Source organism: Ihubacter massiliensis (assembly GCF_024125305.1).
Classification (GTDB): Bacteria; Bacillota; Clostridia; order Peptostreptococcales; family Anaerovoracaceae; genus Hominibacterium; species Hominibacterium faecale.
This window is the reverse complement of record NZ_JAMXVH010000001.1, coordinates 3,203,128-3,216,934: the sequence shown is the minus strand read 5'-3', so window position 1 is coordinate 3,216,934 and position 13,807 is coordinate 3,203,128. Positions and strand designations below refer to the sequence as shown.

Annotated in this window: 15 protein-coding genes; 2 read left to right on the top strand and 13 right to left on the bottom strand. The window is 47.3% G+C overall.

The features are described from left to right. Positions 1–38 precede the first annotated feature (38 nt). The gene (locus NIA71_RS14930) at positions 39–1,472 is read left to right on the top strand and encodes an aldehyde dehydrogenase family protein (RefSeq protein ID WP_253020823.1); all 1,434 of its coding nucleotides are present in this window, start codon (positions 39–41) and stop codon (positions 1,470–1,472) included. 155 nt (positions 1,473–1,627) lie between these two features. Here NIA71_RS14930 and NIA71_RS14925 read toward each other — a convergent pair whose 3' ends face one another. The 8 genes from NIA71_RS14925 to NIA71_RS14890 all read right to left on the bottom strand — a co-directional run bounded on the left by NIA71_RS14925 (position 1,628) and on the right by NIA71_RS14890 (position 9,068). Next, positions 1,628–2,554, bottom strand: a complete 927-nt coding sequence (locus NIA71_RS14925; RefSeq protein WP_148396988.1) for an AraC family transcriptional regulator — start codon at positions 2,552–2,554, stop codon at positions 1,628–1,630. A 217-nt stretch (positions 2,555–2,771) separates the two neighbouring features. Continuing rightward, positions 2,772–3,284, bottom strand: coding sequence for a ferritin (locus tag NIA71_RS14920; protein ID WP_253020822.1), 513 nt, complete (start codon positions 3,282–3,284; stop codon positions 2,772–2,774). Between the two features lie 72 nt (positions 3,285–3,356). After that, complete coding sequence (locus tag NIA71_RS14915; protein WP_148396990.1) at positions 3,357–4,136, bottom strand: IclR family transcriptional regulator; 780 nt, start codon at positions 4,134–4,136, stop codon at positions 3,357–3,359. Between the two features lie 157 nt (positions 4,137–4,293). Beyond that, entirely contained in the window at positions 4,294–5,934 is a 1,641-nt protein-coding gene (gene groL, locus NIA71_RS14910) for a chaperonin GroEL (RefSeq protein WP_148396991.1), read from the bottom strand. A gap of 23 nt (positions 5,935–5,957) precedes the next feature. Continuing rightward, positions 5,958–6,236 (bottom strand): co-chaperone GroES, encoded by a 279-nt coding sequence (locus tag NIA71_RS14905; RefSeq protein ID WP_148396992.1) that lies wholly within the window; start codon positions 6,234–6,236, stop codon positions 5,958–5,960. A gap of 205 nt (positions 6,237–6,441) precedes the next feature. After that, complete coding sequence (locus tag NIA71_RS14900; RefSeq protein WP_253020821.1) at positions 6,442–7,299, bottom strand: prepilin-type N-terminal cleavage/methylation domain-containing protein; 858 nt, start codon at positions 7,297–7,299, stop codon at positions 6,442–6,444. 54 nt (positions 7,300–7,353) lie between these two features. Then, on the bottom strand, positions 7,354–8,262 hold the full coding sequence (locus NIA71_RS14895) for a DNA-3-methyladenine glycosylase family protein (protein ID WP_253020820.1): 909 nt from the start codon (positions 8,260–8,262) through the stop codon (positions 7,354–7,356). After that, positions 8,262–9,068 carry a hypothetical protein gene (locus NIA71_RS14890; RefSeq protein ID WP_253020819.1) on the bottom strand — a complete coding sequence of 269 codons (807 nt, stop codon included), beginning with the start codon at positions 9,066–9,068 and terminating at the stop codon, positions 8,262–8,264. Before NIA71_RS14890 ends, NIA71_RS14895 begins: the two co-directional genes overlap by 1 nt. A gap of 71 nt (positions 9,069–9,139) precedes the next feature. Here NIA71_RS14890 and NIA71_RS14885 point away from each other — a divergent pair, with 71 nt between their 5' ends. Beyond that, a complete protein-coding gene (locus tag NIA71_RS14885; protein WP_148396995.1) occupies positions 9,140–9,310 on the top strand; it encodes a DUF362 domain-containing protein in 171 nt (56 codons plus the stop codon). 67 nt (positions 9,311–9,377) lie between these two features. Here NIA71_RS14885 and NIA71_RS14880 read toward each other — a convergent pair whose 3' ends face one another. From NIA71_RS14880 to NIA71_RS14860, 5 genes are all read right to left on the bottom strand, one after another. After that, on the bottom strand, positions 9,378–10,022 hold the full coding sequence (locus tag NIA71_RS14880; RefSeq protein ID WP_253020818.1) for a redox-sensing transcriptional repressor Rex: 645 nt from the start codon (positions 10,020–10,022) through the stop codon (positions 9,378–9,380). 67 nt (positions 10,023–10,089) lie between these two features. Next, positions 10,090–10,317, bottom strand: a complete 228-nt coding sequence (acpP, locus tag NIA71_RS14875; protein WP_148396997.1) for an acyl carrier protein — start codon at positions 10,315–10,317, stop codon at positions 10,090–10,092. A gap of 150 nt (positions 10,318–10,467) precedes the next feature. Further along, positions 10,468–12,423 (bottom strand): ribosomal protection-like ABC-F family protein, encoded by a 1,956-nt coding sequence (gene abc-f / locus NIA71_RS14870; RefSeq protein ID WP_253020817.1) that lies wholly within the window; start codon positions 12,421–12,423, stop codon positions 10,468–10,470. 18 nt (positions 12,424–12,441) lie between these two features. Then, a complete protein-coding gene (gene tsaD / locus NIA71_RS14865; protein ID WP_253020816.1) occupies positions 12,442–13,458 on the bottom strand; it encodes a tRNA (adenosine(37)-N6)-threonylcarbamoyltransferase complex transferase subunit TsaD in 1,017 nt (338 codons plus the stop codon). Positions 13,459–13,467: 9 nt separating this feature from the next. Then, positions 13,468–13,674 (bottom strand): hypothetical protein, encoded by a 207-nt coding sequence (locus tag NIA71_RS14860; protein ID WP_148397000.1) that lies wholly within the window; start codon positions 13,672–13,674, stop codon positions 13,468–13,470. Positions 13,675–13,807: the final 133 nt, after the last annotated feature.

Sequence of the window (13,807 nt, the reverse complement as noted above, 5' to 3'; positions counted from 1 at the left end):
TAAAGAAGGGATTGTTCAGAAGAAAGGAGATTATCACTATGAAAATGATTATTAATGGAAAAAAGGTTGACAGTGTGAGCGGAGAAACCTTTGACGTGCTGGCGCCGGCCACCGGAGAAGTGATCGAATCCGTGCCCAAAGCAACTGCTGAAGATATTGAAAAGGCCATCGACGCAGCGGAAGCCGGCCAGAAAATATGGGCGGAAGTTCCCGTCTGCGAAAAAGCCGAGGTCCTTTATCGGTTCCTGGATATCGTGGAAGAAAATAAGGAAAGCCTGGCCCAGTTGTTGTCCGCTGAAAACGGTAAACCAATCACAGAAGCCAGGGCGGAAATCGGAAACATCAAGATCGGCTTTTCCGGTTTTATCGAGCATGCAAAGCACTATTACGGCGCTATTATCCCTCCGGGTACGGAAGCCGGGCAGGCAGCCAACCTGCAGCTGGTAACCAGAGAACCCATCGGGATTGTGGCCTGCATCATACCATTCAACTTCCCGTGCGACTTATATGATCAGAAGGTTGCGCCGGCCTTGATGATGGGGAATGCTGCCATCGTGCTGCCATCATCCGATAATCCGTTGACCCTGATGCGCCTCACCGAGATGCTGGTTGAGGCCGGCGTACCAAACGGAGTCATCCAGTGTATCACTGCTCCCGGCGCTGTGAAAAGTGCGGCTGTAGCTGATCCCAGAGTCCATCTGGTCACCTTAACCGGAAGCACGGAAGTGGGAATCGATACCGCTCAGATTGCTGCTAAAAACTTGACCCATACAGCCCTTGAACTGGGGGGCAATGACGCCTTTATCGTATTGGAAGACGGTGACGTGGATTTGGCTGTAGAAGAAATGATCTGGGGCCGGATGTACAATACCGGACAGGTCTGCTGCGCCAGCAAGCGTTTTCTGGTCCACAATTCCCTCAAGGACGAATTCGCAGAAAAATGTGTTGCCAGAATCAAACAGATGAAAGTAGGTATGCCCAAGGAAGAGAACACCCAGATTGGTTGTCTGATCAGCGAAAAAGCAGCTGTTAAAGTTGAAAAAGAGGTTGAACTGACCGTCCAGCAGGGAGGAAAAGTCATCCTGGGAGGAAAAAGAAACGGCGCCTTCTACGAACCAACCGTTATCGTCGATGTTCCTAAGACCGCAGACGTTGCCAAGGATATGGAAATTTTCGGCCCGGTCGTTCCTATCATCGGCTTCGATACCGATGAGGAAGCCATCGAAATCGCCAACGCGTCCATCTTTGGATTGTCCAGCTGCGTCTTCTCCAAAGATCAAAAGCGCGCCTTCAAGGTTGCAAAAGCCATGGAAGCAGGCGGCGCGGTCATCAACGGAGCCAGCTTCTTCAGAGCCTTTGAAATGCCTTTCGGCGGCTGGAAGCACAGCGGCATCGGTACGGAAGGCGTCATGTCCACCTTCGATGAAATGACCCGCGTCAAAAACATCGTTTTAAAGAATATTTACGAATAATCATACAAAGAGAAAAAGGGGCTGTCGCACATTTCAAAATAAGTGATGTGTGGGATCAGCTCCTTTTTCGCACAAATTTCGCGAATTGATGGTTGAAACGTGGAGGTTTCCTAAAAGCTCCGCCTTCGCAGCGGATTAAGTCAGCAGGTTTGCGTTTATTCTTTTGATAGAGTAACGGGAGCTACCCAAATTTCCATGCGATTAGTTTCTTGTAAGGTCATATTATATTTTTCAGCAGAAAATGGTTTTGTAGTTAGACCATGCCTGGGAAGCCATGTGCTAAAAAGATATTTTCCTGCCTGGTCCAGCGCTGATGATACAAGTTCTTCAAAGCTTTCAGCCTCTATGGAACAAACAATGTAGTCTCCTTCTGGCAACTCCTGTTGCACAAAACCACCGTTCAGCTTTTGCGGAATGTTTTTGGCAAGTCCCCCTGCAAAATAGGAAAATGTTTCTTTTTCCTCATCCGCGGAATATGACATGCCCAATTCAATGTTCGGATGAATATATTGATCAATTGCCTTTTTTTCTTTATGATAACTAATCCAAAGCTGTCCTGGTACATCTATGCCTGTCCTTTCTCCAACTGGTGTTTGTGCCGTTATGGAAACATCTGCTGAAAGACCCAGATAAACTTCCGGAGTGTCAAGGTGTTCTCTGCGTATTTCTAAAATGATATTTTCAACGATTAGAGGAACACCCTCATCCGCCATTTCATAACCCAAAGAAAGAATCGGTTTTACAAAAGTATTGAGAAGCGGTCGATGTTTTTTATATTCCTCTGGTGTAATCCCATAGGTGTCCTTAAAGGCCCTGGTAAAATTTGAATGACTGGCAAAGCCATAGTCTAACGCCACATCTAAAATCCGCGGGTTCCCTGTATTTAGTGTATCGATCGCTTCTGCCAAACGCCGCAGTTTGACGTACTCTTGCAGCGGTTTATTTACCAGCCGCTTAAACAATCTTTGAAAATAAAATGGTGACAATCCAGCTATTTCAGCTAAAACTTCTGCCCGTATATTTTCCTGTAAATGTTCCTCAATGTAATCGACAGATTTTTGAACTGCTTCCCATGCGTGCATATTGTTTACCTCCTGTTTGATTGTGTCATTATTATATCAAATGAATCACGCTTGGGCTTTCCCTGCAATGCCCAGTTGGAAATCAGAATTGTGAACACCCTTCTAGAAAAAAGCTCTAAGCGCCTTCACCAACCATGAAAAAACTCATGATTAAGAAGTTGCTTAGAGCAGGTATCATCCAATAAATTTATATAATCCAAAGCACTTATGCAGTCTTTTACAGCGTCAGTGACGGCGCGTTATATGTCCTGCCCGCCAGTTCGCTGTCCAGCATATACAGGCCCTTAGCATCACTGCCAAACAGTTCAAACTTACGAACCAGGCTGTCAGCCGTATCTTCTTCCTCAGCCTGTTCTTTTACAAACCAATCCAGGAACTGCATGGTCCGGAAATCCTTATCCTGATAAGCGGCATCATAGATGTTATGAATCAAGCCGGTTACATACCGTTCATGCTCCGCACCCACTTTCAAAGGATCGATAAATTCCTTGAATTCCTTATCCGGCTTGCCGATCGCTTCCAATGTGACGGACTGGCCGTTCTGCTGAAGATATTCCATGAAAAGCATAGCGTGATCCCGCTCTTCCTGTGCTTGAATCTTGTACCAGTTATAAAAACCGTCCAGATTCTCATCCTTATAATAATTCGCCATATCCAGATACAGATAGGCAGAATAAAATTCCTTATTCACCTGGTCGTTCAACAATTCTACTACTTTTTTTGATAACATATCGCTTCCTCCTTATCTTACAAATGTCACTACTCTTATATGTATACCACATTTTTTTAAATTGTAACAAATTTATTCAACATAGCCCATGCTCCGCGACAGCTCCAGTGCCACCTGCTTTACATAGGCAGCCGTGTCCTCAATGCGGTCATCTGTCAGTACACGTACATCTCCGCTGGCGCTGATAGAAGCAATGATATCACCACGATAATCGTAGATAGGCGCTCCAATACATCGATGCCCGATCTCAAATTCCTGATCATCCATAGCCCAGCCTTGCCTGCGTACCTTGGTCATTTCCTCATGAAGTTCTTCCATGCTGGAAATGGTGTTGGGCGTAAATTTAATGAAGCTGCAGTTTTTCATTCGGTCTTCCAACTCCTCCTTTGAGTAATTGGAAAGAAGACATTTGCCCAAAGATGAACAATAGGCGTGCATTCGCAGTCCGATCTGGGAATACATCTTCACCGTGGAAACCACATCCATCTTTTCGATATAGACTACTTGATCTCCGTCCAGTACGCCTAAATGGGAGGTCAATCCCAAATGGGATGTAATCTGTACGATATAGGGCCGGGCCTCGGTCTGCAGCTCCAGGCTGTTGATGTAGCAGCTGACCGCCTCAATCAGCTTCAGTCCGATCTTGTAAGTGCCCGATTCTGTCTTTTCTATGTAATTTCTTCTCGTCAGCGTCGCTAAAAGTCGATGTGCCGTACTTTTATGGAGTCCCACACGGTTTGCCAGCTCGGTAACACCCAGGCCCTCCTGTTCCTCTGCTAAAACTTCAATCATGTCCAGCACTCGATCCACAGATTGTACGCCTTTATCATCGTGGGTCGAAGGCTTTGTCATAAATCCACCTCCTCGCATTACTGTGATAACGTTGCAAATTCAAGTTTGGGTCTATTATACCACAGTTAAAAAGGTTGGGGAGCTTTTTTTCTTTTGAGAAAAGGAAGAGCAGTCTGCTGGGCAGACTGCTCGAAACTATTCTTTTGGAAATGTCAGCTTACATCATTCCCGGCATACCGCCCGGCATTCCGCCGCCCATTGGAGGCATTGCCGCGCCTTCTTCTGCAGGAGCATCTGTTACGCCTGCTTCTGTTGTCAGGAGCATTGCGGAAGCGGATGCCGCGTTCTGCAGGGCTGATCTTGTAACCTTAGCAGGGTCTACGATACCTGCGTCGATCATATTTTCATATTCTTCGTGAGCTGCGTTAAAGCCTACGCCCGCGTCGCTGGTAAGAACTTTAGCAACAACTACGCTGCCTTCGAATCCAGCGTTTTCTGCGATCTGTCTAACCGGCTCTTCCAGAGCTCTCTGGATGATTGCTGCACCAGTCTTTTCATCGCCGGCCAGGTCTTTCACATATTTTGCCACTGCCGGAATTGCGTTGGCCAGCGCTACGCCGCCGCCGGAAACGATACCCTCTTCAACTGCCGCTTTTGTAGCGTTGAGAGCATCTTCAATTCTCAGCTTTCTTTCTTTCAGTTCTGTTTCGGTAGCTGCACCTACTTTGATTACTGCTACGCCGCCGGACAGTTTTGCCAGTCTTTCCTGAGTCTTTTCTTTATCGAAATCTGAAGTGCTTTCTTCGATCTGCGCTTTCAGCTGATGAACTCTCGCTTCGATTTCGCTGGCATCGCCTGCTCCGTCTACGATTACGGTGTTTTCTTTGTCAACCTTAACGGTTGCGGCTGTACCCAGCATATCCAGGGTAGCTTCCTTAATATCATAGCCAACTTCTTCAGAGATTACTGTACCGCCGGTCAGGATAGCGATATCTTCCATCATGGCCTTTCTTCTGTCGCCGAAGCCAGGAGCCTTAACAGCTACACAGTCGAAGGTTCCCTTCAGCTTGTTGACAACGATGGTTGCCAGCGCTTCGCCTTCCAGATCTTCGCAGATGATCATCAGTTTTCTTCCCTGCTGTACGACCTGCTCTAAGATTGGCAGCAGCTCCTGAATGTTGGAGATTTTCTTATCTGTCAGTAAGATGTAGGGGTTTTCTAAAACAGCTTCCATCTTTTCTGTATCAGTTACCATATATGCGGACAGGTAGCCTCTGTCAAACTGCATACCTTCTACTACGTCCAGCGTCGTTCCCATGGATTTTGCTTCTTCTACGGTGATAACGCCGTCTTTGCCCACTTTTTCCATCGCTTCTGCGATCAGTGCGCCGATCTGGTCATCAGCAGCGGAAATGGATGCAACCTGCGCGATGCTTTCTTTGCTGTCCACTTCGTGGGAAATCTTCTGAATTTCATCCACAGCCACATCAACAGCTCCCTGGATTCCTTTTTTCAGTACCATTGGGTTTGCGCCAGCTGCTACATTTTTAAATCCTTCTTTAATGATGATCTGAGCCAGCAGTGTCGCTGTAGTCGTACCGTCGCCAGCGACGTCGTTGGTCTTTGTCGCAACTTCTTTGACCAGCTGAGCCCCCATGTTTTCAACAGCATCATCCAGCTCGATCTCTTTTGCGATAGTCACGCCGTCGTTGGTGATCAGCGGTGATCCGAACTTTTTATCGAGAAGAACGTTTCTTCCCTTTGGTCCTAACGTAATTTTTACTGTATCTGCAAGTTTGTCAACGCCTGCCTGTAATTTTCTTCTGGCGTCCTCACCATAATGTAATTCTTTTGCCATTCCTCATTACCTACCTTTCCTAATTACTCCACGGTTGCTAAAATGTCTCTCTGGTTTAAGATCGTGTATTCTTCACCCTGATATTTGATCTCTGTTCCGGCATACTGGGAAAAGATCACTGTGTCTCCTGCTTTCAGTTCCATCTTTTCTTCTTCTGTCCCAGGTCCCACTGCAACGATCTCCGCCATCTGAGGCTTTTCTTTCGCCTGACCAGGCAGTACAATGCCGCTGGCTGTCTTTTCTTCTGCTTCTAATCTTTTAATAACCACACGTGCGCCCAAAGGCTTAATTCCAAAACTCATAGTTTCATCTCCTTCACTTTTATAGTTATTTTATTATCTACGATTTGTTAGCACTCACTCTTTACGAGTGCTAACTATAATTTAATACTTTCAGTCCCAGTTGTCAACAGGTTTTTTTGGTTTTTTGCTAAAGATTTTTTAAAGAAAGGAAAAGCGGCAGGCTGCCCGGACTCTTCTCCGTTCAGCTGCCGCCTTAAATCAGATTTTATTTTTTCTTAAATCCTTTTCCCGCTAAGTATTCATCAACAAAGTGATCAATGTCTTTGCCTTTGTAATTCTTAGCGTCTGCTATATTGGTTTCTTTTCCGCCTGTACTATAAACTTCTCCATTCACTTTGATGATCCCTGCATTCCAGGAACCCTGGGGGTTCCCCTCCGAATATGGGGATAAATTTGCAAAATATATGATATTCCCGTTACCCAACTGATAAGGACGCCAGTACATGGTTTTTCCATCATAGCCTGTGCTGGCAAGCTCTGTCTCGCTGACCTTAGGCAGGCTTCCGTAGGCCTTATAGACATTCCTAATCAGCTCGCTATCCTTGCCGCTATTATTCAGCTCTTCCGCAGCCTTCTTCACCGCTGCAGCAAACTTACTGAACTCATCCGCTGCGCACCCGCAGGTAAACTCGCCCCGATAGCCGGCGCCGGAAGGAATCAACTTAAACTCATAATCCTGATCATATACCGGGCATTTGGTTTCACCTTCATAATATCCGTTATCCAGCATGTACTTTGCCACATTGGTACCAGTAATCTTTATCACATCTGCGGTCGTAGTGCAGCTGCGTATCTGAGGATCATAATTAAACATAGCAATAAACTTCTTTTCCAGATCACCCCGCTGAATGGCGCATTTTGTCTTTTCCGTCTTTTTAATATATCCAGTGTATGCCGGAATCAAAATCGCAGCCAGTATGGCCAAGATTACCAGCACCACTATCACTTCGACCAGTGTGAAGCCTCTACTATCTTTCCTTCTTTCCATATCAAATCCTGCCTCTTTCGGAAAAATCCACGCGATCATAATCAGCCCGGCGATGTTTCTATCGTTCTCTTTCAACCGTTCGCATCTATTTTACCACAAATTTAAAAAATGAACACCCCCGGCAAAGGTTCATTTCCTGCGGTTCTCAAGAGTCAAAGGATCCGCGGATTGCCTGCGGCTGATTTGGCGAACATAGTAGAATAAATATTGCTGGGCGATTCCGCCGTAGCTGCCATAGGTACGGCCCGCAAAATCACTGATCTCCTTCACTGACTCCAGCCCGTAAAGATCGTTCATTACCTTTTTCATCCACACATCCACCGGAAAGCAATCGTACTTGCCCATGGAAAAAAGTAAAATACAATTTGCAACCTTGGGCCCCACACCGGGAAAGCTGGTCACATATTCAAAGGCTTCCGCAGCGGATACATCCGGCGCCCCCATCGTTTCCAGCCGCTCCAATCCGTCTGCGGCCACTTTTCTGGCGGTGCCGATCAAGTATTTTGCCCGGTAGCCCAGCCGGCATTCCACCAAATCTTCCGGCTCCAGACAGGCCAGAGTCTCCGGCGCAGGAAAGGTGTAGTAGACCTCTCCGTCCAGCTGGCCGGCCTTTTCCCCAAACTGACAGCACAAAGCTTCAATACATTTTTTAATCCTTGGAATATGGTTGTTTTGAGAAAGGATAAACGAAATCAGTGTCTCCCACTTGTCCTGCCTCAGCAGGCGAATTCCCTGTCCTGCACCAATGGCTCTTCCAATAACGGGATCCTTTGCCGCCAATTCTTTTTTGATGGCGCCATAATCCCGGCCCAAGTCCAGATAGTCCTTCCAAAATCCATTAAAATCCTCATCCGTTACATTTGAAAGTATCAGCCGGCCCCCTTGCTGGCAGGGATCAAATCGCAGATTAGCAATACGTCTGCCTGCAATACCGGCATAGCTTCCGTCGGGCCGGCGGTTCCACCTGAATGCCTGCCCGCAATCAAAGATATGGTCCAGGTCAAAATCGCGTATGCCTTCTATGCTGACCTGCCTCATTATTTCAGACCTCTTACTTCAATATCAAAGCGGTTTACATTGAAAGCCGTCATATCTTCGATCTGCCGGGTCGCTTCTTTTTGTAGCGCTGCAGCCTGAGCCACTATGTTAAATCCGTAGCGCATATTGACCAATGCCGTCAGCTCCACCCCTTCCATAGCCGTGATTGTCATCACCCGCAGGATATCGTCCACACTCTCCATCCGGGCCGCCACGCATTCCACAATATCGCTGAATACTTTGTCCGACAGATTGTAATCCCCCAGATAGCTGTAAGTCGGCCGCACCACGGATTTTTCCGCGAACCCGCCCTTATTGGCGCTCCATCCGCGAAAGATGCGCAGCGGCGACATAAAATAACCGGAGAACTGACGCTTGAGCTGAAAAACCGGAGCAGGGATAACGTGCTGTCCCATTTCATGCCGCTGTTTGTGGGCAATCGCCCGCTCCTCTTCCGTAGTGATATCCGTTATATACACGGTCTCCGATATTTGCGGGAGTGCCAGTCTCTTTGCAATTCGTTTAACCATCTCATCGGAAGTGCCAATTACTAAAAGCTTTTGCGGAGGTGTTCTACGGATGCTTTCAGCCACCTCCTTCTGGTGTTCCTCCTTAGTAAATAGGGCCGTTTTGACTGCCCCGACTTTTGTAGACCGCCTTTTGGCAGATATACCGGCCATAACTTTATTCTCATAAATAAAGAGTCCATCATCGATGATACCCTCAATATTTAATTCTTTACATAGGTTCTGGGCCTGGAAGCTCTTTCCTGTTCCACTTTTGCCCACAAGTGCGTAAACTTTCATCTTGAATTCTCCATACCCTTCTGTTATAATCAGATGTATCGTGAAGATAAACATTAAAGGAGGTTGTTACAATGGCTTATGTAATTAAAGATGCTTGCATCAGCTGCGGAGTATGCGCAGGTGAGTGCCCGACGGAAGCTATCTCTGAAGGCGACGGAATCTATGTAATCGACGCTGATAAGTGCATTGACTGCGGCGCATGCGCAGGCGCTTGCCCAGTTGACGCTCCAGTAGAAGCTTAGTTTATACATAATAATTTGTATACGTAATAACCGTTTCTTGCATAAAGAAACGGTTATTTATTTTTTGTTATATATTTTCCGTAGTATTGCGGTTCATATGGTACGCCAGAGAGTGCAGGCTGTCGCTCAGATGCACATTCTCAATGGCTACATGGTCCGGCACTTCCAAATCTACCGGAGCAAAATTCCAAAGGCCGCTGACTCCGGCAAAGCAAAGTTTGTCCGCAACCTCCTGAGCGCTGTCCTTGGTCGTACAGATAATCCCAATGTTGATTTGGTTCTCTTCCACATATTCTACGATATTCTCATAATCCATAACCTCAATATCGTTGATCTTCAAACCGATCAGCCTTGGATTGATATCAAAAATACCGCAAACCACAAAGCCTGCTTTGTAGTAATAGGTGTAGTTAGCAATGGCCTGGCCCAGATTACCGGCACCAACGATAATCATCTTATATTCCTTATCCAAGCCTAAAATGGCGCTGATCTCATTATACAGGCCCTCAACGTTGTACCCGTATCCCTGCTGTCCAAAACCGCCGAAGTTATTGAGATCCTGACGGATCTGCGAAGCCGTGTATCCGATCAAGCTGCTGAATTCATTGGAAGAAATTTTATCGACTCCCTTTTTCTGCAATTCTTTCAGATATCGTCGATATCTGGGCAGGCGCTTGATAACCGCATTTGATATTTTCGTATCTTTTTTCATTCCACTTCCTCAATTACCTTATAATTTGCAAAACCCGCCTTGCGACGGGTTTTCCTGATCTGCTGTCTTACGCTTTTTCCTCGACATATTTGATAATATCGCCTACAGTCTGGAATTTTTCTGCGTCTTCATCGGGAACTTCGATGTCAAATTCGTCCTCGATCGCCATAATGATCTCAACTGCATCCAGGGAATCCGCTTCCAAATCTTTCATCAGATGGGTTTCTGTCTTTACCGCATCCTCTTCAACGCCCAGCTGTTCAGCAATAATTCCCTTAATCTTATCAAAAACCATAATATACCTCCATTCAGTTAAACATTACCGGTTTATCATATTTGCCCATTGCAAAGTTTATCCGCAAATAACTCAAACTTATTATAGTAGACAGTTCTTTATATTGCAACCGTTTTTTAACTTTTTTTCCATCGGATCGTCCAACTTCCGTTAGATGTCCTGCAATTCCATCCATCTTTCGTATTCGCCGGCCATCTCTTCCTTGGCCTCGTCCAGCTCTTTGCTCAAGGTTTTCAGCTGCTCCGGATCGGTCATCACTTCCTCCCGGCATAGCTGTGCCTCAATGGATGCAATCCTGCTTTCCAGGGCTTCAATGTTCTCTTCCGCCTGTGCAAGCTGTCTTGCAAGCCTTCTTTTTCGAGCCTCTTCTTCCTTTTTCAGGCGGCGCTGCTCATTGACGGAAAGTTTTTCCTCCTGGGGTTTTTCCTCTTTTCCGGCCAGCTCTTCCAGATACTTCTTGCCGGATTCGATCTCCTGCTTCTTTTCCACGTAATAATTATACGTTCCCAAAAAAGCCGTGATGCCTTCCCGGCCCAGCTCAAAAATTCTGGTGGGAATTTTGTTGAGAAAGTACCGGTCATGGGAAACCACGATAACGGTTCCGGGAAAATCCAGCAGCGCGTCCTCAAAGACTTCCTTGGATTCAATGTCCAAATGGTTGGTTGGCTCGTCCATGATCAGGGTGTTGGCTCCTGACAGCATCAGCTTCAGCAGCGACAACCGCGCCTTTTCGCCGCCGCTGAGGGCGCTTACCGGAAGAAATACCATATCACCCTGAAAGAGAAAGCTTCCCAGTATGGAGCGCAGCTCCGTGTCCGTATAAAGCCGATATGCGTCGTGCAATTCTTCCAGTACCGTATTGCTTCCGCCCAGCAGCTGCTGTTCCTGATCGTAATAGCCGAAATCCACGTTGTGGCCCACTTTCAGCCTGCCGGAATTTGGTGAAAGATCGCCCAGCAGGATTTTTAGCAGCGTAGTTTTTCCCACGCCATTTGGCCCCACGATACAAATCCTTTCACCCCGTTTGATATCAAAGTCCACCTTTTCAAAGAGATGCTTTTCATTGGAACCGTAGCCGAAGCTTTTGGAGAGGCCTTCCCCTTCCAGCACGTCGTTTCCCGTTTTGAAATTCTGCCGGAACTGCAGCTTCATTCTGCCTCGCGATGCTTCCGGGCGGTCTACCATTTCTACCGCCTCCAGCCGTTTCTCCCGGGAAGCGGCCCGCTTGGCCAATTTTTCGGTGCCGTGCTGCTTGAAACGCCGGATAATTTCTTCTTGGCGGGCGATTTCTTTTTGTTGCTGCTGATACTTGCGCATCTGCGCTTCCCGCCGCTGTTTCTTCTGCTCGGCATAGCTGCTGTAGCTGCCTTCATATGTATAAAGCTTGTGATGTTCCACTTCGAAGATGCGGTTGACTGTTTGATCCAGAAAATAACGGTCGTGGGAAACCAGCAAAATCGTCCCTCGATATGATTTTAAATATTGTTCCAGCCACTTGAGCGTACCGATGTCCAGGTGGTTAGTGGGCTCGTCCAAAAACAGCAGATCCGGTTTTTTTAAGAGCAGGCACGCCAAAGCCAGGCGAGTCCGTTCTCCGCCGCTCAATGTGGAAATCTTTTTGTGATAAAACTCTTCTCCAAAGGCCATGCTGCTGAGAATTCCGTTGATTTCGCTCTTGTAGCTATATCCTCCTTGATCCCGATATTCTTCCTGCATCCGGTCGTATCGCTCCAGGAGCCGGTCCACCTGCGGACCTGATTCGCCTCTCTCAGCTTTCTTGGAAATTTCGGCGGAAAGGGCGAGCATGTCCTGCTCCATTTGTTCCATTCCCGAAAAGATGGCCTCTACCTCTTCCATGACGGTATGTTCCGAATGAAAGTTATCGCTCTGCTTCAAGTATCCAATAGTAGTGTCCGCAGACACAAAAAAATCACCGATGTCCGCGTTCAGTTCACCTGAAAGGATTTTAAGCAGAGTTGTCTTACCGGCCCCGTTGGCTCCGATGATGCCGATCCGGTCTCCTTCGTTGATATGGAAAGAGACGTTCTCCAGGATTACATCGACGCCGTAAGCCTTGGTCAAATCCTTTGCTGATAAAATAATCATCTTTCTTTTCCTATCTGTCTATAATGGTAAATTGGGGATCGCATCCAGCGTCAGATCGTCTGTGATCCCGGATTTATATTTGTAGTACGCTGCACAGCCGATCATTGCAGCATTGTCCGTACATAGGATCGGCGACGGATAATAAAGGGCGATGCCTTGCCTGCGGCACGCCTCTTCCATCATGCTCCGCAGCTTGCTGTTGGCAGCAACGCCCCCCGCCAGCACGATCTTATCTTTTTTCATCTTTACTGCCGCGGAGATGGTTTTTGTCACAATGACATCCAAAACAGCCTGCTGAAAGCTGGCGGCCACATCGGCCGTGTTAATCGCTCTGCCGGCTTGTTTTTCCGAGTTGATATAGTTGAGCACACCGGTCTTAATACCGCTGAAGCTGAAATCCAGGCTGTCCTTCTCCAGGAATACCCGCTTGAATTCCACCGTATGGGGGTCTCCTTCTTTGGCGATCTTATCGATCAGCGGTCCGCCAGGATAACCCAATCCCAGCACTCTGGCCACCTTATCATACGCCTCTCCGGCAGCATCGTCCCGGGTCTTTCCCAGCACCCGGCATTCATTATAGCCGGTCACTTCCACAATATTGGTATGTCCTCCGGATATGACCAGAGCCATAAAGGGCGGCTCCAGATTCAGGTGTTCTATGTAGTTGGCGCTGATATGACCCTGAATATGATGCACGCCCACCAGCGGCTTGTCCGCCGCCAAGGCATATGCTTTGGCTGTTGCCAGACCGATCAGCAGCGCGCCTACAAGGCCCGGACCATAGGTTACGCCAATCAGGTCCACCTGCTCCATCGTTATCCCTGCCTGGACAAGCGCCTGATTCGTGACATGGTTGATATTGGAAAGATGGTGGCGGGATGCGATCTCCGGCACCACCCCGCCGAACACCTGATGCACCTCAATTTGTGATGCAATGATATTGGAAAGGACCTGCCGTCCTTCTGCCACAATCGCCACCGATGTCTCATCGCAGCTGGATTCGATGCCCATTGTCAATAATTTTCCGTCTTTCATAATTATCCTCTATTCTAAAGGGAAGATCTGATTCTGTGCCTTGACTACACACTGGTTATCCGACGACAGGTGTCTGCAGTTTTCACAGGATTGATAGGTTCCCATGTTGAACATATCAAAATCATGCCTCCTGGAAAAGCGGCTGCAATGGCTGGCCACTGCTACCATGTCATCTCCGAAACGGTCTTCCTCATAAAAATCGTTATTGTGTCTCATGATTCCCTCCTCGAACGCTATTCTTAATACTAGTATCCTCCGGGAATCGGTTTTTATTCTGTTTTCACTATTTTAGTGCGGCGTTGACGCTTTTGGCTGCGGGCCGTTTCCATGCTCCCATGGGATCGCCGCT

Excerpts from the sequence above, each read along its gene's own strand:
- groL (WP_148396991.1), bottom strand. The coding sequence starts at position 5,934 with ATGGCAAAAGAATTACATTATGGTGAGGACGCCAGAAGAAAATTACAG.
- tsaD (WP_253020816.1), bottom strand. The coding sequence starts at position 13,458 with ATGAAAGACGGAAAATTATTGACAATGGGCATCGAATCCAGCTGCGAT.
- NIA71_RS14890 (WP_253020819.1), bottom strand. The coding sequence starts at position 9,068 with ATGAAAGTTTACGCACTTGTGGGCAAAAGTGGAACAGGAAAGAGCTTC.
- NIA71_RS14920 (WP_253020822.1), bottom strand. The coding sequence starts at position 3,284 with ATGTTATCAAAAAAAGTAGTAGAATTGTTGAACGACCAGGTGAATAAG.
- NIA71_RS14860 (WP_148397000.1), bottom strand. The coding sequence starts at position 13,674 with ATGAGACACAATAACGATTTTTATGAGGAAGACCGTTTCGGAGATGAC.
- abc-f (WP_253020817.1), bottom strand. The coding sequence starts at position 12,423 with ATGATTATTTTATCAGCAAAGGATTTGACCAAGGCTTACGGCGTCGAT.
- NIA71_RS14885 (WP_148396995.1), top strand. The coding sequence starts at position 9,140 with ATGGCTTATGTAATTAAAGATGCTTGCATCAGCTGCGGAGTATGCGCA.
- NIA71_RS14895 (WP_253020820.1), bottom strand. The coding sequence starts at position 8,262 with ATGAGGCAGGTCAGCATAGAAGGCATACGCGATTTTGACCTGGACCAT.
- NIA71_RS14925 (WP_148396988.1), bottom strand. The coding sequence starts at position 2,554 with ATGCACGCATGGGAAGCAGTTCAAAAATCTGTCGATTACATTGAGGAA.
- NIA71_RS14905 (WP_148396992.1), bottom strand. The coding sequence starts at position 6,236 with ATGAGTTTTGGAATTAAGCCTTTGGGCGCACGTGTGGTTATTAAAAGA.
- acpP (WP_148396997.1), bottom strand. The coding sequence starts at position 10,317 with ATGGTTTTTGATAAGATTAAGGGAATTATTGCTGAACAGCTGGGCGTT.
- NIA71_RS14930 (WP_253020823.1), top strand. The coding sequence starts at position 39 with ATGAAAATGATTATTAATGGAAAAAAGGTTGACAGTGTGAGCGGAGAA.
- NIA71_RS14880 (WP_253020818.1), bottom strand. The coding sequence starts at position 10,022 with ATGAAAAAAGATACGAAAATATCAAATGCGGTTATCAAGCGCCTGCCC.
- NIA71_RS14915 (WP_148396990.1), bottom strand. The coding sequence starts at position 4,136 with ATGACAAAGCCTTCGACCCACGATGATAAAGGCGTACAATCTGTGGAT.